This window comes from Paenibacillus borealis (genome assembly GCF_000758665.1).
Taxonomy (GTDB): Bacteria; Bacillota; Bacilli; order Paenibacillales; family Paenibacillaceae; genus Paenibacillus_AQ; species Paenibacillus_AQ borealis.
On the sequence record NZ_CP009285.1, the window covers coordinates 3,138,646 to 3,160,215 of the forward strand.

18 protein-coding genes and 3 pseudogenes are annotated in these 21,570 nt (G+C 44.1%); 14 read left to right on the forward strand and 7 right to left on the reverse strand.

Going from position 1 to position 21,570, the window contains the following annotated elements; genetic code table 11:
* Positions 1-19: 19 nt before the first annotated feature.
* From PBOR_RS12940 to PBOR_RS12945, 3 genes and pseudogenes are all read left to right on the forward strand, one after another.
* Complete coding sequence (locus tag PBOR_RS12940) at positions 20-1,042, forward strand: Gfo/Idh/MocA family protein (RefSeq protein WP_042212171.1); 1,023 nt, start codon at positions 20-22, stop codon at positions 1,040-1,042.
* A pseudogene (locus tag PBOR_RS36200) lies at positions 1,043-1,192 on the forward strand (N-6 DNA methylase); the annotation flags it as partial.
* Positions 1,193-1,250: 58 nt separating this feature from the next.
* Positions 1,251-2,750 (forward strand): MGH1-like glycoside hydrolase domain-containing protein, encoded by a 1,500-nt coding sequence (locus PBOR_RS12945; protein WP_042212172.1) that lies wholly within the window; start codon positions 1,251-1,253, stop codon positions 2,748-2,750.
* Between the two features lie 295 nt (positions 2,751-3,045).
* On the opposite strand, the gene PBOR_RS36205 is transcribed toward PBOR_RS12945, so the two are convergent.
* On the reverse strand, positions 3,046-3,195 hold the full coding sequence (locus PBOR_RS36205; protein ID WP_425415524.1) for a TetR-like C-terminal domain-containing protein: 150 nt from the start codon (positions 3,193-3,195) through the stop codon (positions 3,046-3,048).
* A 220-nt stretch (positions 3,196-3,415) separates the two neighbouring features.
* Between PBOR_RS36205 and PBOR_RS34980 the strand changes: the two are divergent.
* The 6 genes and pseudogenes from PBOR_RS34980 to PBOR_RS12980 all read left to right on the forward strand — a co-directional run bounded on the left by PBOR_RS34980 (position 3,416) and on the right by PBOR_RS12980 (position 10,143).
* Positions 3,416-4,034, forward strand: a pseudogene (locus PBOR_RS34980) (ZIP family metal transporter).
* A 39-nt stretch (positions 4,035-4,073) separates the two neighbouring features.
* Positions 4,074-5,018 carry a magnesium transporter CorA family protein gene (locus PBOR_RS12955; RefSeq protein WP_042212174.1) on the forward strand — a complete coding sequence of 315 codons (945 nt, stop codon included), beginning with the start codon at positions 4,074-4,076 and terminating at the stop codon, positions 5,016-5,018.
* Between the two features lie 353 nt (positions 5,019-5,371).
* Positions 5,372-6,018: pseudogene (locus PBOR_RS34985) on the forward strand (carboxyl transferase domain-containing protein); the annotation flags it as partial.
* A gap of 25 nt (positions 6,019-6,043) precedes the next feature.
* The gene (locus PBOR_RS12965) at positions 6,044-6,424 is read left to right on the forward strand and encodes a hypothetical protein (RefSeq protein ID WP_042212175.1); all 381 of its coding nucleotides are present in this window, start codon (positions 6,044-6,046) and stop codon (positions 6,422-6,424) included.
* Between the two features lie 465 nt (positions 6,425-6,889).
* Complete coding sequence (locus PBOR_RS12970; RefSeq protein ID WP_042219345.1) at positions 6,890-9,106, forward strand: heavy metal translocating P-type ATPase; 2,217 nt, start codon at positions 6,890-6,892, stop codon at positions 9,104-9,106.
* A 548-nt stretch (positions 9,107-9,654) separates the two neighbouring features.
* Positions 9,655-10,143 carry an LURP-one-related/scramblase family protein gene (locus PBOR_RS12980; RefSeq protein ID WP_042212179.1) on the forward strand — a complete coding sequence of 163 codons (489 nt, stop codon included), beginning with the start codon at positions 9,655-9,657 and terminating at the stop codon, positions 10,141-10,143.
* Positions 10,144-10,245: 102 nt separating this feature from the next.
* Here the strand turns inward: PBOR_RS12980 and PBOR_RS12985 are convergent, their stop codons facing one another.
* Positions 10,246-10,596 (reverse strand): hypothetical protein, encoded by a 351-nt coding sequence (locus PBOR_RS12985; RefSeq protein ID WP_157764022.1) that lies wholly within the window; start codon positions 10,594-10,596, stop codon positions 10,246-10,248.
* Positions 10,597-10,630: 34 nt separating this feature from the next.
* On the opposite strand from PBOR_RS12985, the gene PBOR_RS12990 reads away from it, so the two are divergent.
* Positions 10,631-11,005, forward strand: coding sequence for a hypothetical protein (locus PBOR_RS12990; RefSeq protein WP_042212183.1), 375 nt, complete (start codon positions 10,631-10,633; stop codon positions 11,003-11,005).
* A 101-nt stretch (positions 11,006-11,106) separates the two neighbouring features.
* Here PBOR_RS12990 and PBOR_RS12995 read toward each other — a convergent pair whose 3' ends face one another.
* The 4 genes from PBOR_RS12995 to PBOR_RS13010 form a co-directional block, all read right to left on the reverse strand.
* The gene (locus PBOR_RS12995; protein ID WP_042212184.1) at positions 11,107-12,348 is read right to left on the reverse strand and encodes a CynX/NimT family MFS transporter; all 1,242 of its coding nucleotides are present in this window, start codon (positions 12,346-12,348) and stop codon (positions 11,107-11,109) included.
* A gap of 185 nt (positions 12,349-12,533) precedes the next feature.
* The gene (locus tag PBOR_RS13000) at positions 12,534-13,100 is read right to left on the reverse strand and encodes a helix-turn-helix domain-containing protein (RefSeq protein ID WP_042212186.1); all 567 of its coding nucleotides are present in this window, start codon (positions 13,098-13,100) and stop codon (positions 12,534-12,536) included.
* A 135-nt stretch (positions 13,101-13,235) separates the two neighbouring features.
* Positions 13,236-14,939 (reverse strand): methyl-accepting chemotaxis protein, encoded by a 1,704-nt coding sequence (locus tag PBOR_RS13005; protein WP_042219347.1) that lies wholly within the window; start codon positions 14,937-14,939, stop codon positions 13,236-13,238.
* A gap of 216 nt (positions 14,940-15,155) precedes the next feature.
* Positions 15,156-16,046, reverse strand: coding sequence for a LysR family transcriptional regulator (locus tag PBOR_RS13010; protein ID WP_042212188.1), 891 nt, complete (start codon positions 16,044-16,046; stop codon positions 15,156-15,158).
* 108 nt (positions 16,047-16,154) lie between these two features.
* On the opposite strand from PBOR_RS13010, the gene PBOR_RS13015 reads away from it, so the two are divergent.
* The 4 genes from PBOR_RS13015 to PBOR_RS13030 all read left to right on the forward strand — a co-directional run bounded on the left by PBOR_RS13015 (position 16,155) and on the right by PBOR_RS13030 (position 20,765).
* Complete coding sequence (locus PBOR_RS13015; protein WP_042212189.1) at positions 16,155-17,453, forward strand: adenylosuccinate synthase; 1,299 nt, start codon at positions 16,155-16,157, stop codon at positions 17,451-17,453.
* A 118-nt stretch (positions 17,454-17,571) separates the two neighbouring features.
* Positions 17,572-18,030, forward strand: a complete 459-nt coding sequence (locus PBOR_RS13020) for a WG repeat-containing protein (RefSeq protein ID WP_081972025.1) — start codon at positions 17,572-17,574, stop codon at positions 18,028-18,030.
* A gap of 181 nt (positions 18,031-18,211) precedes the next feature.
* A complete protein-coding gene (locus tag PBOR_RS13025; protein ID WP_218918902.1) occupies positions 18,212-18,925 on the forward strand; it encodes a hypothetical protein in 714 nt (237 codons plus the stop codon).
* A 307-nt stretch (positions 18,926-19,232) separates the two neighbouring features.
* On the forward strand, positions 19,233-20,765 hold the full coding sequence (locus PBOR_RS13030; protein ID WP_042212195.1) for a carboxylesterase/lipase family protein: 1,533 nt from the start codon (positions 19,233-19,235) through the stop codon (positions 20,763-20,765).
* An 18-nt stretch (positions 20,766-20,783) separates the two neighbouring features.
* On the opposite strand, the gene PBOR_RS13035 is transcribed toward PBOR_RS13030, so the two are convergent.
* Complete coding sequence (locus tag PBOR_RS13035; protein ID WP_042212197.1) at positions 20,784-21,548, reverse strand: helix-turn-helix domain-containing protein; 765 nt, start codon at positions 21,546-21,548, stop codon at positions 20,784-20,786.
* Positions 21,549-21,570 lie beyond the last annotated feature (22 nt).

Sequence of the window (21,570 nt, forward strand, 5' to 3'; positions counted from 1 at the left end):
CAAAGGAGACGAATCAGATATGAACAAAATTAAGGTAGCCGTAATAGGCTGCGGGACCATTTCCAAGAAAAGACATATTCCGGAATACGCGGCGAATCCAAACGTTGAACTTGTAGCCTTCTGCGATCCGGTTCTTGAACGGGCCGAAGGTTTTGCAGAGCACTACGGAGGCAGAGCCTATACATGCTATGAAGAAATGCTGAAGTCCGAAAAGCCTGATGCAGTCAGCGTATGTACACCAAACGTGCTGCACGCGCCATGTGCAATTGCCGCTGCGAATGCAGGCGCTCATGTGCTTGTGGAGAAGCCGATGGCAACGAACGCGGCGGACGCAGCGGCTATGATTGAAGCGGCGAATAAGAACGGGGTGTTCTTAATGGCGGGGCAGAACCAGCGCCTGATGCCGCCTCACCTGAAGGCCAAAGAAATTTTGCAGACAGGTAAAATGGGTAAAGTTATTTCCTTCCGTACTTCCTTCGGTCATCCGGGACCTGAACGCTGGAGTGTGGATGGCCGCGACAGCTGGTTCTTCCGCAAGGAAGACGCCATCATGGGCGCAATGGGTGACCTCGGCGTTCACAAGTCCGATCTGATCCGCTGGCTGCTTGAGGATGAAGTCGCTGAAGTCGCTGCCTTTGTGAACACACTGCATAAAGAAGGAACCGATGTCGACGATAACGCGACGTGCATCCTGCGCATGAAGAGCGGAACAATTGGTACGCTAGTGGCCAGCTGGACGTATTATAAAGGCGGCGACAACAGCACAGTATTGTGGTGTGAGAACGGCGTGATGCACATCGGTACGCATCCCGTTGATCAAGTGATTGTCGAGCTTCGTGACGGCTCCGTTGAGAAGTATCAGGTCGGTGCGATGGCGACGAACGAGAAGCAAGTGCCCAGCGGCATCATGGATGCTTTCGTGGAAAGCATTGTAACGAACACACCACCGGACATTTCCGGTGAAGAAGGCCTGAAGTCGCTCGCAGTCATTCTGGCTGCTTTTGAATCACAGGATACGAAGAAGGTTGTTTCTTTGTCCTAAGGAAACCGCGGCGGTCAGTTCTTCATACTGAGTTCCATTGCCGAACTGTTTGTTGCTATGTTGGAGCCGGAATCGGGGATGGTTTTAGACCCTGCTTGCGGCTCGGGTGGCATATTCGTGCAATCTCAGCATTATGCTCAAAACAAACACTAGGACCTGCTGTAAAATATTTCAGGTAAAAGCATGTTATAGATATGGGAGACTGGTTATGGCTTTTTTGAATGTTTATACTGCAAACAAGTTTGTTAGTGAAAATGTTTTTTTAAGTGAGATACCGGAAAATGAGGAATTGCCACTTTTTAAAGAGATAAAGCAGTCTCTTCCCCAACCTTTTTGGAATGAAAACGAGTTGGCCATTGAATGTTATTGGAAAGCATGGGAACTGGCATTTAATAATCTCAGAAAGCCTACATCGGAAAATGGTTTTATAACAAACTACATCGATACTGCCTTCAATAATTTACTATTCATGTGGGATTCATGTTTTATTTTACTTTTTGCGAAGTATGGAAACCGCGTTTTCAATTTCCAAAAAACCTTAGATAACTTGTATTCAAAGCAGCATAAAGATGGATTTATTTCAAGAGTAATTAATGAAATGAATGGTCAAGATAGATTTCACCGATTTGATCCTGTTAGTACAGGACCAAACATTTTGCCATTTTCAGAGTGGGAATACTACTTGAATTTTGGTGATAAGGATCGTCTAAAGAGAGTGTTTCCGGTATTGGTAGGGTATCATAAGTGGCTTAGAGAATTTAGGACATGGAGAGATGGGAGCTACTGGTCTTCAGGATGGGGATGCGGCATGGATAATCAACCAAGGCTGGAGAAAATGTATCATGTGGGTTTTTCACATGGACATATGGTTTGGTCGGATACATGTTTCCAACAGTTGCTTAGTGCAAAATTAATCTTGAGCATGAGTGATGAAATTGGCAGACGGCATGAGGTGCCGGAATTTGAAGAAGAGATCAAGTATCTTTCTGATTTTGTAAATAGTACGCTTTGGGATGAAAAAAGCTCTTATTATTATGATCTTTGGAAAAACAATGAACTTAATCATGTAAAATCAATTGGAGGCTATTGGGCATTACTTGCCGATGTTGTTCCTGAGAGCAAGAAGGAAGGGTTTATTTCTCACCTGACTAATGAAAAAGAATTTAATCGCCCTCACCCCATTCCTTCCCTTTCTGCAGATCATCCTGAATATAGAGAGGATGCCGGCTATTGGAGAGGAGGAGTTTGGGCACCAATGAATTATATGGTATTGAAAGGTTTATCTAAATCTGGGTATAACGCACTTGCTCATGATATAGGAGTGAGACATTTAGAAGCCGTCGTAAAGGTATATGAAGATACAGGAACTCTCTGGGAAAACTATTCTGCGGAAAAAGCGCTTCCGGGAGTCCCTGCAAAACCTGATTTTGTTGGATGGACAGGACTTTCTCCAATTGCAATTCTTTTTGAATATATTTTTGGTCTTAAGCCTGATGTGCCTAATTCAAAGTTAGAATGGGATGTAAGACTTCTGGATGCTCATGGAATATCTCAATATCCTTTTGGAAAAGAAGGGATATTAGATTTAAGTTGTGAAGGACGAAAATCTACAGATGAAAGGCCTGTTATTAGGGCTACCTCCAATATACCAGTTACTATTTTGGTGAAATGGGAAAAGGGTAAAGAATACATTGAACTTGGAAAATGAGGGATTACTCATTTCCGGATTGACAGTTCTCTACTCGACCCAGAAAGCATTCAATACTCTGTTTGCCCTTGCACTTCCAAGCATGCATCTCTTGGTTTTCAACGGAATGAAGGCGTTGCCAATGCAGTATTGGTGGTCATCTCTATTTTACCATTATTAGGTAATTAATACATGAAATAAGTGTTTTTATACAAACGATAAATTGAAATAATAGAACATTACCTGTTCTTTCTCAGGGAGTGTCCCTTATTTGTTGAGTGATTATTTCTTTAAATCAGCTGCAAAGAAGGGACCTTTAACCGAAATGGTCGTTAGGATGCGAGCCAATTTCAAGAGGAGATTCTTTCGTACCGCTTTCCAACCATTGCTGAATGACTCCTATGATTGCAGTTCCCATATAAGCAGCTAAATATGGTCCTGGAACAAGTGGATTTTCTTCCTTCATAAAGGCGCTTTTATTATTTCCATATTATTACTACCACTGAAACAACAGGAAATTAGATGACCAGTGTCCGGGCTATATTGCCCGGATTATTGCGCTTAAGGCAAGTAATAACACTAAGCAGGACCTATCCGAAGAATTTGCTTTGACTAGGACCAAAATGCTTCCGAAGAGAAACATTTTGGTTCTAATCAAATCAGGAATTTTGAAAGGAGCGCTTCTTATGGTTGATTTTTTCCGGAATTTCAATCCTGTAACGCAAGCATTTATAGCCACTTTATTCACCTGGGGAATGACTGCGCTGGGGGCTACGCTCGTATTTGCCACAAGAACAGTAAACCAGCGGTTGCTTGATAGTATGAGTGCTCCATCCCAAAGAAAGAAAAAGAAGCACCCTATTGGTCCTTGCCATCACGCTTCATAATATACCGGAGGGGTTAGCTGTCGGAATCGCTTTCGGTGCACTTGCAAATGGGGGGACGGAAGCTTCTTTAGAGGGTGCCTTATCCCTTGCGCTCGGAATCGGCATTCAGAACTTTCCTGAAGGCCTGGCAGTATCTAGGCTTTTACGAGGTGAAGGGATGTCCCGCAGAAAGAGCTTTTTCTACGGACAAATTTCAGGTATGGTTGAACCCATAGCCGCAGTTATCGGAGCCATTGCCGTCGCATTTATTGAACCCTTATTGCCTTATGCCTTGAGCTTTGCAGCGGGAGCAATGATCTTTGTTGTGGCTGAGGAAGTGATTCCAAGCTCACAGGAAAAAGGAAATAAGGATCTGGTTTCCATGAACTTAATGATTGGATTTGTATTGATGATGATTCTTGATGTGGCTTTGGGTTAACTTAAATTTAGATTAAGCGTTGAAGGGAAGTGACCTGTGATGTTGACCGCCTATAGAACCTCTCGTGATGGAACTCTGGGAATAAGACCAAGCTTCGAAAAAAACAGCTGGATAAATATGACCGCACCTTCAAAGGAAGAAATTAATGAGGTATCCCTATTTTATAATATCCCCATTGAATTCTTAGAAGATCCGTTAGATTTAGAAGAAAGTGCCCGGATTGAATATGATGAAGATACGAATTCCACATTAATTATTAATGATTTTCCGACTATGGATGTTAACAACAATCAGTTTGATTCGTACATTACCATTCCCATTCCCATTGGCATTATCTTAGGCAAGGATTACATTGTTACGGTTTGCAGTCAATCGAATAGCCCTTTGGAGAATACAATTAAGAAGAATGTGAATACCTCGATGAAAAATCGTTTTGCATTAGAGGTGTTATTGTCAATCTCAACCCAGTATATCGATAAATTAAAGCTGCTTAACAAGCAACGTCTAAAAATAGAGAGTCATTTGCGTGATTCATTAACGAACAAGCAGCTCTATGACCTAATGGATATTGAAAAAAGTTTAGTTTATTTTCTCATTTCATTAAAGGCCAACTCGGATGTTATAACCAAACTATTTCGTACCCATTCCATAAAATTATATGAAGATGACATAGATCTTCTGGAAGATGTAAGAATTGAAATTAATCAAGGGATCGAGACAACAGAATTATATACAAGAATTTTGGATAGTATAACCGGGTCGTTTTCTTCGTTAATATCTAACGAATTGAATAATACAATGAAGACTCTTACGATCTTTACGATTTTTTTAACGCTGCCTACGCTTGTGTTTAGCTTCTTTGGTATGAATGTTACCTTACCCATGGGTGATAAGAATCCCCTCGCTTGGATCATCACATTGATCATAGCCTTGATTCTTGTGATTTGGATCCGATTGACCTTACGGAGAAAGAAGATTTTTTAATCCGATACAATAAATAAGAAGGCAGTCGGTTTAAAAATAAATCGGGCTGCTTTTTTATTTGGCCAACACAATCATTAAAGGTGTTCCATAACCGACACATTCGTCCCTTCTGTTTATTGAACAGAACCTGATCTTATTTTACTTCGTTCCTGAAGGGCGAAATTACGGTAATTATATGAGGTGAGTATGATTTCATTCCGAGATTTTATTACGAATAAAAAGAGATATGCCGTTGGCCAAACAATCTTCCGGATTAAATGACGCAATCATCACCGGTGAGGGTACACTTGGAGGTTTCCCTTTGATTATCGCATTGCAAAGTTATGACTTTTTTACAGGAACGATGGGTTGCGGTCACTGTAATTGGACATTAAAAAGGCAAGGATATGAAAGATAATTTAAAGCGGAATTTGGCATACCCCATCCCGAAGGGTACCGCAAGGCATTAAGATTAATGAAACAGGCTGAGAAATTCAATAGACCTGTAATTACATTTATTGATACGCCGGGAGCCTACCCCGGGATGTCTGCAGAAGAGCGGGGACAATCTGGAGCTATAGCGATGAATCTTCTGGAAATGTCGAAGCTAAGGGTTCCAATCATCAGTATTGTCATTGGTGAGGGGGGCAGCGGAGGAGCGCTAGCCTTAAGTGTAGGAGATCGGCTGCTAATGCTTGAAAATGCAGTATATGCTGTGGCGTCTCCAAATGCTGCTGCGTCAATATTACTGAAGGATGCTGGGAGGGTATCAGAAGTTACTGAAGCTTTGAAGATCACATCTAATGATCTAATGGAGTACGGAATCATTGATGAGATTATTCCCGAACCCAGAGGTGGAGCTCATAAAGATATTGAAGGTCAAGCAGAGATCATTAAAAAATATATAAACAAATATCTCAAGCAAGTAAATGGAATTTCAACGGATGACTTGGTAAATGCCAGAATAGAAAAGATGCTTAGTATCGGTAGATATACAGAAGTAAGTGAAGAACCCGGTTGAATTGATATTTTAGGAGCAGATGAGTATGCACATCACAAATATGGATGCCTTTATTGCATCACTTCCTGATTTGTTAGAGGTATTGGGGGAGGACGTTGCAGCTGCAGTTGTCAGCGTTCCTGCGATGAATGTCTTGGCAAAGGCAGATGGAATTAAGCTGAGAACAAGTTTCGAGGTTGGGATGAGGGTTGATATTAACGAAGGTATTGAAAAAGTTATAAGAACCAAAAAGTCTTTCGTTTCACTCACTCCGCCGCACGCCTATGGCGTACCTGCTAAAGGAATCGTAACGCCGGTTCTTGATGAGCAATCTGAGGTTGCCGCAATCGTGATTTTGGTTAAAAACCTGGAACAATATTCAAGAAGTTGCTTCAACCTTACTCTTTTCAATGTCTCAATTGAATGAGGGTATTGGAGATATTATGTAACGATGGATTAAGATTTACCTCTCGACACTTTCTCGCATAAGGGAGTGTCCTTTATATTGTGGTGGATGGTTATATCAGGACGCTTGATTGTTAACTGGACTTTTACAATGATTCATTTTCCAGAGAATTAATCAATTTATGCTCACTATATCAGTTTGGGAGGTTGAATATCTAATAATAATAACAGGTCGGTTTATTGCACCGGCCTGTTTGAGTGTAATTATTCGTGACTTAATTGGTGGAGGGTTTGTTGGAAAATCTGTTCAATATGTGTGTCATACAAATGATCACTGAAGGCTATAAACCAATCAGCCATCGAGATGCCGAAGCCATACTAGATTGATTGTCGTGCGCTGCCTAATCATTGACTTGGATGAATGAAAAAGAATATAATAAAGCCAATACATGAACATATGATCATATATATTCCTTCTAAGGAGATGATGATATTGGGACAAATAGGTCAAGCTAAAGATACCGTGAAGCGTGAATTACTATTAGAAGGACTAGACTGTGCGAACTGTGCATTAAAAATTGAGAATGGCGTAAAAAAGATCCAAGGAGTCTCAGACTGCTCTGTAAATTTCGTGAATAAAACCTTATCTTTTGAGGCAAACAAAGATCAGGATGAGGAAATTGTAACTGCGGCAACTAAGCTGGTTAATAAGCTTGAACCGCATATTGAAGTTAGTGTCAAGAAGAAAGGAGGAATTGGCCAATTGCATGCAAAAGAAGGGAATGACCATAAACATTCGAATGGTAGTGAGGGGCACAAGGATCATGAGGGACATTCACATGATGTCGGTAAAGACAAAATCAGAATAATGTTAATTCGTTTAGCCCTAGGTGCAGTCATAGGTGCAGTCGGATTAGTAGGCTCTTTTGCAAGTTGGGTAGAACTTTCAATTTTCTTAGCCGCTTATCTCCTGATCGGGGGAGATATTGTCCTTCAAGCCGTGAAAAACATTCTTCGTGGTCAAGTGTTTGATGAATACTTCCTGATGTCTGTAGCTACAATCGGTGCATTCGCCATCCAGGAGTATCCTGAAGGTGTAGCAGTAATGCTCTTTTACCAAGTGGGTGAACTGTTTCAAAGTATTGCTATTAATCGCTCACGTAAATCCATCAGTGCATTGTTGGATATCAGGCCGGATTATGCAAATCTGAAAACCGGGAATGATACGAAACGAGTGTCACCGGAAGAGGTTAACATTGGAGACCATATTATTGTAAAACCCGGTGAAAAGGTTCCATTAGATGGAATCGTTATCGAAGGAAGCTCTGCTGTAGACACCTCTGCGCTGACCGGTGAATCGATGCCGCGGGAAGTTGAAGTCAAGAGTGAAGTCTTGGGCGGTTTTATTAATAAAAATGGTGTTTTAACGATAGAAGTAACTAAGCCGTTTGGAGAATCGACGGTATCCAAAATATTGGAGCTTGTTGAAAATGCAAGCAGCAAGAAAGCACCGACTGAGAAATTCATTTCTAAATTTGCCCGTTTCTACACACCGGTTGTTGTAATCATCGCTTTACTTCTGGCTGTCCTACCTCCTCTGATTTTAAGTGGGGCTACTTTTTCAGATTGGATCTACCGGGCGCTTGTCTTCCTGGTCATATCTTGTCCTTGTGCACTTGTGGTTTCTATTCCCCTGGGCTTTTTTGGAGGGATCGGAGCTGCATCGAAGACTGGGATTCTTATCAAAGGCAGCAATTACCTTGAAGCTTTAAATGATGTAAAGTATGTGGTCTTTGACAAGACAGGGACGCTCACTAAGGGAGCCTTTAAAGTTACTAGTATTAACCCAGCTGCAGAATATTCTGAAGATGAGCTCCTAGAATATGCGGCTTTTGCTGAATTGCATTCAACCCATCCGATTGCTGAATCGATAAGAGTTGCCTATGGTAAGGAAATAAGTGAAGATCAGCTGGAAGGGTATAATGAAATATCAGGACATGGGATAGAAGTAAAGGTTCAAGGGAAAGAGGTCTTAGCCGGGAACGTTAAGTTAATGAACAAGTACGAAATATCCTTTGAGACGCCTAATGAAGCAGGAACGGTTATTCATGTTGCAATAGAAAAGAAATATGCAGGTTACATCGTTATTTCAGATGAAATAAAAGATGATTCCGCAAAAGCGGTACGTTCATTGAAAGAATTAGGTATAAAGAAAATCGTGATGTTAACTGGGGACGCCAAGGTTGTTGGTGATTCCGTGGGAAAGCAATTAGGCATAGATGAAGTGTATGCAGAGTTACTTCCACAGCACAAAGTGGAAGAGATTGAGAAGTTAATGCAGAGTAAATCGGCCAAAGAAAAAATTATTTTTGTCGGTGACGGTATTAATGATACCCCAGTGTTGGCCCGGGCTGATGTAGGAATTGCCATGGGTGGATTAGGGTCAGATGCAGCTATTGAGGCAGCTGATATTGTGATTATGACGGATGAACCTTCGAAAATTTCGTCAGCTATTAGAATTGCAAAAAGGACTAGACGAATTGTGTGGCAGAATATTATCTTCGCACTGGGAGTAAAAGCAGCATTTTTAATTTTAGGTGCCTTTGGCTTTGCTACTATGTGGGAAGCTGTGTTTTCAGATGTAGGCGTGACAATGATCGCAGTTCTGAACGCTATGCGAGTATTAAAAGTGAACCAATCCTAGCCGGTTTTTTAGAGGGGAATCGCCCGGCTGAATTTGATTTCCCTCTATTCTCAAAATTTTCAATTATAATACTCTGGTGATTATGAAGCTGAAAATATAAATAAGGGAAGATAGTTCTATTGGAGGATGCCGGAGAGTGTATATACTAATATTTAATAATCCCGGGTGAGGTAATTCCCTCATCCGGGATTATTTGCGTGGAGCAGCTCTCACTCAACTTCAAATCCTCTTCTTTTAAGCCAGATATAACTAGCATTCTTTTATTTTCTGCATCTATGGTGTGTACAGTTCCAATAAATATTTCAGCATCCTTATTGCATGAAGTAAGTAAGAACAAACAAATGAAAATTAAGATAGGAGTCCTCGTAAAAATAGTGTTTTTTTTAACCATGGATTTCTCCTTATTAATATAGGCATTAATTTAATTTGGGCTGTGCTGGTATAGCATCTCCACTGACGAATGTATAGAGATCCTATCTTTGATATACTTGGATTATACTGGTCGAAGAAAGCTATGGGAATAGGCTATATCGAAGGAGGAGAAGAGAATGACGGAGCTTTTTATTAAGCAGAAGGTATTCAGTCTAAGCGAGAAATTTACGGTGAAGAATCAGCAGGAGCAGGATGTCTATTATGTAGAAGGCAGCTTTATGCGGATTCCTAAGACATTCTCCATTATGAATACAGCGGATGAGGAAGTCGCACTGATTACCAAGAAGGTATTCAGCTTTTTACCGAAGTTTTTTGTGGAGGTGGGCGGCCGGGAGGTGCTCACGATTAAGAAGGAATTTTCATTCCTGAAAGCACGCTATACGATAGATTCGGCTGACATTGAGGTGCGCGGGAACTGGTGGGACATGGATTTCCAGGTCATCCAGCGCGGAGCCGTCATAGGTGAAGTCAACAAGAAGTGGTTCACTTGGGGCGATAGCTACAGTGTTCAAGTATTAAAGGAGGAGATGGAAGCCATCATTATCGCGATTGTGGTCGCCATTGATTGTGTGAAGGCTGACCATGCCGCGGCTTCCCAGCAGTAGGTGTTTTTATAAAAGGTAATCATGTTACTGATACTCAAAAAGCTGCTCTTTCATTACTGAAAGCAGCAGCCTTTTTGGATAGGCATTCCTATTACCGTGCAGTTATCTGAAAGCTTTTCTATACTCTCCTTCAATCAGGACAGCGATAACGGAAGCCTCGTCCTGGCCCTCAACTTCATAAAATGTACTCCCCTTCGGGGCAATGGTTGAATCGCCATCCTGCTCAGGCAAGGATTTGTCCGGGTCGATGTACCTTTTTACAGTTCCGATTTCTTTGCCTATCCGCTCTGCTGCGATTGTGTCATCAGTAACTACATAGGCTTTGTTATTCCATACAATAACTGGTGGGTAGGGAAGTACGGGATATTCGGTAGTGTTATCTTTATGTGAACAGCCTTGAAGTAAAATGATAAATACAACTAAGATGAGGGTTTTTTTAAAAATTTCATTCACCCGCTTTTCTATTATTGAGAGGAGTTTCAACTATATGAGTCTGATCGTTAGTATTATTAAAAAGAATAACATAATTGTAGATACTGAATTATTGGAAGCGCAGGTACCAGAACCACATAATAATTTATTCGGATTTGAGTCATACAGAGAAAAGCTCTGGGGAATGGATACCATAAATGAACTTGGATGCGAATTGATCTTTTCTTTAAAAGGTACAAATATTTATGCATTTGATGAAGACTTAGATAAGCTAAGAAGTGAATTCCTGATTTTACTGGATAATTTAGATGTTATACAACTACATATTGGCGATTATAGAGATTTTATTGAATTTGCAGCAGGAAATGCTTTGGAAATGATAAAGATTGCACTTACGGAAAAAGATAAGGTTGGCATTGCGATTTGGTAAGTGGATTTGACCATCAGCGTTAATTGCAATATATTTGTAGCGGCAGCCTTGGACGTAATAAGTCCTCGACTGCCGCTATTTTATTGAGCTAATGTTCTACGTTAGGTTTGCTGTACATCCTTGTGGCTTACATTAACTATGGTGACTTGACCTGACTCTATATAACGGTTTCTTGCTGCTCCTATACCGGCTGCGAAAAGTAAGACCGTGGCTCCAAGCAGAATGAAAAGGGGCAGGTTCCAGCTATTAGTCGCATCATGCAGATAACCGATAAGGGCAGGGCCGATTGCGGCAAGAAGGTATCCGACGGATTGTGCCATGCCTGACAGTTCTGCTGCCTGATGCGCGTTATGAGTACGTAACCCGAAAAACATCATGGATAAGCTAAAGGCGAAGCCTCCGCCAATTCCGAGTATTATGATCCACAACAAAATGATATTGGAGCTTCCATAAAGCATTCCTAGCGTTCCTGTCAAAAGTAAAATGGTTGTGATGACCACCAGGGAACGCTGGTTTGACATACGCCCGGCTATAACAGGGACAATAAAGGTAAAGGGAAGCAGCGCTAATTGCATAATTGAGAGATACCATCCTGATTGCTTTAAGTCAATGCCTTGCTGTTGTAGAATTTCAGGCAACCAAGCGATCAATACATAGAAAATCATGGACTGCGTACCCATAAACAGCGTCACCTGCCACGCAAGTGGTGAACGCCAGACATTCACATCATTGCCAGCATGCTGTTGACCCGTCAGGGTTGTTTGCTTCGTATGATTTCTCATTTGAGGTAACCAGCAGAGAATTGATATAAAGCTTAGGATTCCCCATATTCCCAAGGACCCCTGCCATTTCAAACCAGCATTCGCGGCTAGCGGTACACTGATTCCCGATGCGACGGCTCCGGATAAACTCATTGAAATTGCAAAAATACCAGTCATGGAACCGATTTTGTCAGGAAAATTACGTTTGATTAGACTCGGTAATAATACATTACAAACAGCAATAGCGAATCCGAGAATTGCTGTTCCTATATACAGATTGGCAGCGCCAGATAAAGAACGTATTACAATACCAACAGTCAAAAAAATCAGGGCAATCAAAATTAAAAGCTCTACTCCATACCTCCGTCCCAGTTTTGGGACTAGAGGCGATAATAAAGCAAAGGTTAGCAAAGGTACCGTTGTTAAGAGGCCGGCTAAAGTATTGGAAATATGAACGTCATCCCTAATAAGACTTACTAAAGGACCGACTGAGGTTAAGGGAGCACGTAAATTAGCTGCAATAATGATAATGCCGAGTATTAACAGCCCGATAGATGATGATAAGATTTTTTTGTTCGGCATTCTTCATTCTCCTTCAAGACAAAAAATATATTATAGTATCCGCGCGGACAATGAAAGTATATTATAATATATTTAAATTTGCAATAAGTATTATATGATTAACTTTTTATGAAATAAAAATACAACCCTGAGCTCCCATATGTAATGGAATACAGAGTTGCATTTTCATAGTTGAATATTGACTTTTAGAAACCGTATTTCAAGGCTATATGGAGTACGGTTTCGCTATTCGAATTATTGGTATAAGAGTGAGGGCTATCTGCACGAAAACTGATCGTATCATATTGATTCAAGGTGTAACGCTCTCCATTCACTTGAATTTCAATAGAACCCGTCATTACAGTTGCAATTTCAGTTGTATTCACATGATGACCTTCAGGGTGGTACGAACTATTAGGCTGTAAGTAAGCCCGGCACATTTCAATATCGCTGCCTGCATTTTTAAAGACAGGTTCTATGCTCCAGTTCTTTTGATCATTAGAAAACCGGAGTCCTTCGCCTGCCCGGTACAAGCTAACCGGATCTTCTGTTTTGAACAAAGCCAACAGCGGTAAAGAAATGCCTTTTGAAATTTTCCATATTATCGCCAACGTTGGATTTGTCTCGCCGCGTTCGATATTACCCAGAGTAAGCTTGCTTACACCCGTTGATTCCGCTAAGTCATCCAGACTCATGTTTTTTTCTTTTCTGTACCTTTTCAAGGCACTGCCAATTTGCAAAACAAGTTGTTTCGATTCATCGATTTCATCCATTTGATTTTCACCTCAACAAATAACTGTATAGCTAGTATATTGTTTATCTTGACTCTTTACCATACGAGCAGTATTTGGCGGTGGACTGCACTCTATGTAAAAGCAAAAAAAGGTGTTTGTATTTGTTGGGCTCAGCTACACTTTAAATTTATTAATCTGTCCCTGCAGTTCTTCTGCCATCTTGGAGAGGGATTCTGCTGCCGCTGTAATCTCTTCCATGGAAGCAAGCTGTTCCTCGGTTGCAGCAGATACATTATGAACCCCTCCGGATGCTTCCCCGGCAATACTGGAAATCTGCTCAATATACCGGACCACTTCATCCGTGCTGGCTGACATTTCTTCCGATCCGGCAGATACCTCCTGAATTTCATCAGCGACCTTGTTTACCGCTTCGGAGATATGCTCAAATGCTTGTCCCGCTGCAGTAACAATCTCAATTCCGGCTTCGGTTTCACTGCTGTTTACTTTCACAGCCAGTACCGCATGGTTCGTATCATTCTGAATGAGCTGTACCAGATCCGTGATTTTCTGCGCAGATATGGAGGATTCCTCGGCCAGTTTACGTACTTCTCCGGCAACAACGGCGAAACCCCGGCCATGTTCACCTGCACGTGCAGCCTCAATAGCTGCATTCAATGCGAGCAGATTGGTTTGATTTGCGATAGTATTGATGACCCCGGTAATACTGCCAATCTCTGCAGAACGTTCTCCCAGGCTGGTAACGAGCTCGGTCAGTGACGATATAGAAGTCCGGACAGAGCCCATTTGTTCCACGGCCTGCCGGATAATCTTATTGCCTTCAGCCGATTGATTCGCGGCATCTATAGCCAATACGGATACATTCTGCGCAAGATGTGCAATTTGTTCTGATCCGGTGGCCATCTCGCTCATGGCCTGGGAGGAATTTTTCACCATGCTCACCTGATCAGAGGTACCCACAGCCAATTCCTCGACCGTTTCGGAGATTTGCTCGGAGGCTCTCGTATTTTGCTCTGCACTCGCCAGCAATTCTTCCGAAGAAGCGGCTACCTGCTCAGAAGTCATGGAGACGGATTGAATCATCGCACGCAAGTTACCTGTCATGGTATTGAAGGAGGCTGCCAATGTACCGAGCTCATCCTTGTTTTTAAGCGTGATGGTTTCACCGGTTAGATCCCCGTTCGCTATAAGCAACGCCGAAGCATTCATTTTCTGGATGGGTCTTGAGATCATACTTGCAATGAAGAAGGCAATAAATAAGGCGATCAGGAAGGAAATAATCGTCACCACCAAAATGATAATGAATGCACGATTTGCCTCGGACAGTGAATCTTTTGTAGCCTGTCCCGATAAATCGCTGCCCATGGCAATTAACTGAGCGAGTGTATCATTGGCTGTATACCATAACGGGTAAGCCTCTGTATGCAGCTTGCTGGCTTCCCCAAAGTTGTTAGCTAATCCAAATTCGATAAATGCAGGCATTTTCTCCAAATAGGCATCATAGTTGGTGCTGAAGGTATCATACATTGTCAACGCTTCTTCACTGCCCTCAATGAGTGTAATCAGCTGTTTGCGCTCATCCTCAATCTTGACTTTGAGCTGCTCCAAAGCTTCATTCGTCTTCGCAATTTCATTGGGATCCGTCTCAACGATAACTGCAAGAGCCAGACGCTCCACATCTGAAACGTCACCATTCATCATGCCAAGTAAACTGACGCTCGGCATCCACTCCTGATCGATTTCCTCGGAAGTTTGGGACATACCATAAATCTGATTTAAGGCATAGGTGCTTACGAAGGCGAGCAGTGCAACCACAACCAGAAACCCCATCAATAATTTCATGCGAATCGTCAACTTCATTCTCCCCAACAGGTTTCTCTGTGTGTACTTCATGCTTCCCACTCCTCAATTTGCTGCGCAAAATTTACGTATCAATTGTATATCGACAGTTATTTGTACGAATTGTAGATATGAAAATTATAATCATACAAATTTAATGTAAATAACTGCGTAACAAAGCTAGACACGGAGTGGAAGATTGGATTATGATGGCCTGCCCGATTTGCCTGACTGTATTCAGGTCATTCTAGGTAATAGCTCCAAGAAAGTACGGGTCGCCGAAGACAGCGGGACTCCCCGCAGCGTCGCGATCCCGATCCGCCGTTCAGGTAACGGAGGATTCAAGGGAATTTCAAAGAGCTTACCGGACCTCAGCTCCTCAGTGATGTAATTCCGCACGACAAAAGCAAGACCAAATCCGCTGCTGGCGAATTGCACGAGAAGATCCACGCTTCCCAGCTCGAATTCAGGCTCCAGCTTCACTCCACATGAAGCGGCATAATGATCCAGATAACGTCTTGTGCTGCTTCCCGGCTCCAGGATCAGCAGGGGATATTGATGGAGGTCTTCGACGGGAAGCGGGCTTTCTGCCGCCAGGTACTGAAATTCCTTCCCTCCGACAAGACAGTCCTGGATCGGTATGCTCTCATAGAAATCGACCTGTTTGTCAGATGCAGGCAGGCTGACTATACCGAAGTCGATTTTCCCTTCCTTAAGCAGCGTTATTGTCTCTGGTGTCGTCCGGTTCGTGACCCGGATTCTGACCCGGGGGTGCCGGGCATGGAACTGCTCCAGATACGGCAACAAGAAATATTTGCACAACGTGTCACTTGCCCCGATGGCAATTTCCCCGCTGTTTAAGTTATTCATCTCAGCAAGGGCCTTTTCTCCGATATCAACGAAATTGAAAGCCTGCTCCAGGTAATGCAGCAATACCTCGCCTTCCTTGGTCAAGATGATTCCCTTGGGAGTGCGTAAGAACAGTTGTCCCCCAAGGGAGGCCTCCAGCTGTTTAACGGTATGGCTGACAGCCGGTTGAGTGATATGCAGATGATCTGCTGCCCGCGATAAGCTTCCTGTTCTGGCAATCCAATAAAAGACACGATACCATTCCAAATTGACCTGCATACACATTACCTCTCTTTATACCTAGTATTACTTATATGCATTATTCTAATATGCTTTGCTTAGATTATCATTAGTTTTGTAAGCAAATTAGGATTGGAGGCCATAAACATGACTGTAACGGCAATCGTGGGTGCAAATTGGGGAGATGAGGGCAAGGGGAAAATAACAGATATGATGGCAGCCGCTTCTTCTTATGTGGTGAGATATCAAGGCGGTAGCAATGCAGGACATACGATTATTAATCCTTTCGGGAAATTCGCGCTTCGGATGCTTCCTTCCGGGGTTTTCTATCCCAATGTGGTGAACGTTATCGGCCCCGGAGTAGCTGTGGATATTGATGTGCTGCTGCAAGAACTAGAATCCTTAACCGAAAGAGGAGTTCCGGCCCCTCAATTACGAATCTCGGACAGAGCTCAAATTGTATTGCCGGTGCACCGGCTGCTCGATGAGCTCGAAGAGAACCGCTTAGGAGGACGCAGCTTCGGTTCAACTAAACGCGGGATTGCTCCGTTCTATTCCGACAAATATGCCAAGCTTGGAATTCAAACCTCCAGCTTATTCAACATGGCTTATCTTCGTGAACGGCTGGAAAATCTGTTGGAGAGCAAAAATATATTGCTCCAGCATCTTTATGGTCAGTCTTCCATTAAGGTAGATGAGTGGTTATCCAAGTTAAGTGAGCAGGCAGAGGCTATAGCTCCTTACCTGTGTGATACGACTTCGTTATTACATAAAGCCTATCGGAATGGCGAAGGAATTCTGCTCGAAGGACAGCTTGGGGCGCTTAGAGACCCTGATCACGGAATTTATCCTTTCACCACTTCTTCATCTACGCTTGCCGGATATGCTTCGGTAGGGGCCGGGCTTCCGCCTTATTCGATTGAGAAGATCGTGGCGGTTACCAAGGCGTATTCCAGCTGTGTCGGGGCAGGCCCCTTCGTTGTGGAACTGGAAGATATGCAAGGCGATGAGCTGCGAAGCCGTGGCGGAGATGCCGGCGAGTACGGAGCGGTGACAGGACGGCCAAGAAGGGTCGGATGGTTTGATGCGGTCGCGACACGTTATGGCTGCAGAATCCAGGGTGCAACCAGCGTAGCACTTACAAACCTGGATGTCCTGGGGTATTTGGATGAGATTCCGGTATGTGTGGGATACGAGATTGAGGGGGAGGTCGTCGATGAATTCCCTTACCAGGATAAGTTAAGCCTAGCCAAACCGGTATATAAACAGCTTCCGGGCTGGAAGTGTGATATATCGCAGATTACCAGGTTGGAAGACTTACCCGAAGCAGCAAGAGGATATATTGATTTTATTGAATCTGAGCTGGGAGTCGGGATTACGACGGTATCTGTAGGCCCGGGCCGGGAGCAGGTTATACAGCGTCCGTCACTGGTGCATAGAGAATAGACTAATGCCGTGTGTATGATTTCTCCGATGGACTCGCGAAGGTGGCCGGAGGCAAGACCTTTTATATCGACCACAATGGTACAATCGTAATACCAAGTGTACCCGGCATAAATGGGCAATCAAGCCGATTTATGAATCCGTCAGCTCCTTCTCTGAAGGCGTGGCTACCGCGGTATTGAACGGCAAAAGCGATCTCCTCGATACCAAAGGAAAGTTGATTCTGAAGCCTGAGTTCAGTACTGGAAATGGGTTCGTAGGGCGGTTCCATGACGGTTATATTTTGCTGGCGCTGAGCGGAGAAGCATACGATTACACTCAGCGGCTTGTAGATGACCAGGGCAATATTATCGCCATTCCGGGTGCCGATCAAATTAATGGTTATGGCGATGGCATGATTTCTTATAGTGACGGCGGGTTCGGCTTCAAAAATGTAGCGGGTGATGTGATCGTCAAGCCTGCTTTCTCTAATGTACGGGATTTCAAAGCCGGAGCGGACAAAGGATTCATAGATAACAACAATGAATATTCAGCATATCTGATCAATAAAGCAGGGGAAATCGTCTGGAGTAGAGAATAAAGGTCGTATATCCTTATATTTGAAAGGGAAGATGACTTTGGAAACAGGCGGCGTTCGCCCGGGTAAGCTCAATACGATAGTGTATATATTATTTGGTTTGCAGCTTCTGTTCACTCTTTTCAGTAACCGGTTTTATAGCTTTATCGCTTATATCGACAACAACCAAATTTCTAGCGGTAGTATGGCTGGCTTAATATCGATAGTAGCAGCCATAGCTGCAGTTGTCTGTGTGATATGGTTTGGGAGAAGGCACAGTCTGGTGCTGATGTTTCTGTCCGTGGAGCTGATATCTATTCTGTACCAGCCATGCCTGCACCCGTCGCAGATTCTTCGGCCAACCAATCTGATCTATACAGTGGTTGTCAGCGTGCTGACGGTATTGTTTCTGGTTAAACTGCCACCGGTAGAACATGGAGAACCGGCCGGGAAGACGGAGCAGGAGAGCGTCAAATTGTCTTCCGGCAGTAACCATGATTCCGGCCCAGTGGTAACCGCTAAGCTAAGTATGATTATGCTCTATATTCTGGCGGCGGTACCGGTTCTGTACAATATTTATTCCAAGTCTGGCGGTTATGAATTTACATTGCTGGTGAGTCCATATCTGAAGTTGTCCTACTTCTTCGTCATTCTCAGTGTCATTTATTTATTCATCACGAATACATATTTGCAGGATCATTTGAAGGCGATTCTTACACTCATTGTTGTTTTTACCCTTCTAAAATTCGTACTCCCGCTATTGTATTTCGTACCGGGCATCAATTATATCACTTTTTATGCCGGATACTATCTGGTTTACATTCTTCTTGCGGTTCTAATTATCGCTCCGGTCTACACGCTGCTGCGGGGAAGACGGCTGCCGCTGCTGTCCCGGCTGGCAGATCGAATATCTTTTTAAGCGGCGGATTTCCGGAATAACCACGTCCCCAGTAAAATCTCCTTACGGAAGCCAAACGCACGAAGACATCTGTAAGATGTTCTTACGTGCTGGCTTACCCGTAAGGGGATTTTTTTGTGTAGCAATAAACGCGTATAAACTCAGATGTTAGAATACATCAATTATGATTTGGCTTAGATCATTGTTTTAGATAGGGCGGTAAATTAGAATTTCTAGTATAAGTTAATGAAAACGGTTACCTCACAGTGCGTAATACCAAGCCTTCAATGTAGTTCAATTCATTCACCTTCACAAAGGAGACGGTAACATGCTAAGAGTGGTAAATGTTGAAAACGGGACGGTTCAGGGACTGCCGGCAGCTGATCCCCGGATTACGAGCTTCAAGGGGATACCCTTTGCCGCTCCGCCAATAGGCAAGAACCGCTGGCGGGCGCCGCAGCCTGCGGAAGACTGGGAAGGTGTGCTGCATGCTTACCAGTTCGCACCGGTCTCCATGCAGGTAAGGCAAGAGCTGGATGATAATAACATCTATACCCGCGAATGGGCCGTAGAACCGGACATCGTGATGAGCGAGGATTGTCTGTACCTGAACGTGTGGACACCAGCTAAACTTCCGGACGAGAAGCTTCCCGTATATGTATGGTATTTTGGCGGAGGTCTGCAGGTAGGCCATCCGGCTGAAATGGAATTTGACGGTGAACGTATTGCACGCAGAGGCATAGTGGTAGTGACAATCAACTACCGCCTGAATGCCTTCGGATTTCTTTGCCATCCCGAAATAACAGCGGAAGCGCCGGAGGCGCCCGCCAACTTTGGCAACCTCGATCAACAGGCAGCGACCCGCTGGGTGAAGCGCAATATTGCGGCATTTGGAGGCGATCCGGACAATATCACCATCGGCGGACAGTCTGCCGGCGGCGGAAGTGTCATGAGCCAGCTCACCTCACCGCAGAACGAAGGGCTGTTTCAGCGGGCGATTGTTGAAAGCGGGATTTTCACAAAGCTGTATCCGGGAACCCTGCTGCCTCCTCACCGCAGTGATCTGCAGGAGGCTGAGCATGACGGTACCCGGTTCTTCAATTACCTGGGCGTATCCTCACTTGCAGAAGCCCGGCAGCTGGATGCGGTCTATCTTCGGGACAAGGCCGTAGAGTATGGGGGATTCTGGGGCACGGTTGCAGACCAGAGATTCCTGACAGGCAACCCGTTCGATTTGTTTCTTCAGAACAAGCGCTTGAAGGTACCGGTAATGCTGGGTCATACCTCCTCGGAGTTCTTTAGTACCCCGGCCGCCGGGACATTTGACGAGCTCAAGCAGCTGGCCGCAGATATGTTCGGTGAAGATGCCGGTACTTTTCTCCGGCTTTGCGGGGATCAGACAGTTCCATTAGAGGAAGCCCGGGAGAGGGCTTCCGTAAGCGGAATCGAATACGCGATCCGTGTTGCTGCACAGGCCAATGCGGACACCGGCGGTGAAACGCCGCTCTACTATTATAATTTCGATGCTGAGATTCCGGGGTGGGATAACCCGGGTACCTTCCACTCCGTAGACCTCTGGTTCTTCTTCGAGACGCTTGCCAAATGCTGGAGGCCTTTTACCGGCAAGCATTATGATTTGGCCCGGCAGATGTGTAATTATACGGCCCATTTCATCCGCAGCGGAGACCCGAACGGCCAGGATTCAACAGGATTGGAATTACCCCGGTGGGAGCCTTATACCCCTGAAGCACCGTACGGAATGCTGTTTGCAGACAAGGCCGGCTTTAACAGACAGCAACCGGGCGAGATGATGGAATTTCTCGTGCAGCAGTATTTCAAGAATGCCGGTAGTCCGGCTTGATCCTCTCAAGCATAGGCGTTAGTCTTTGGCCTGCTTCTGGAAATTTCTCGGCGTATGCCCGGTCATTTGCTTGAATTGCCGGCAGAAGTGCTCCACATTCTGATATCCGCACCGTGAAGCCACATCGGCAATACTCTGGGCATTGTGGATCAGGTATTCCTTCGCCATACGAATCCGGCTGTTGATGACATCATCCATGCAGGAGATTCCAAAGGTTTTTTTGTAAATGTTCTGGAGATAGCCTGGGCTAATCTGAAGATCATCCGCCATTTTTGAAACGGTCCAGTAATCTCCTGGGTTAATCTGAATAGCCGTGCGCAGCTTCAGCAATTTGTAGTATTGCGGTGTAATATTATCCTGGAAGCAGGATTCCCATAGTTTGTTGAACAGGGTCCGGAGCAGATAATCGATGGAGGATTCTTTGCAATCCCGGTTGAAAGTGTGTTCACTGACAATCAGCTCAAGCAGTTTCTGGCAGTAGTCGGGGTCACTTAACGCGAAGGGAACACCAAAAGGAAGCGGAGATCCCGTGATATAGGGTTCATCGGTTTCGAAGCGGATCCAGTCATTGACGAAAAGGTCAGCACTGGCCCGGTAATAGACCTTTTGCTGTGGACGGTAGAGGATTACACTGTGAGCAGGATAGAGCTTGAGCCCGCCATGTACCCAGAACTCGGCTGGAGTCTTGGTAATAACAAGCAGCCAATGAGAGCCTGCGGGAACATCAATAACAAAATTACCGGTGTGTGAAGTATTGCACTCAACATAGTGAATAAGGGCCATCGCGTTCTCCTCCTGGCAGGCA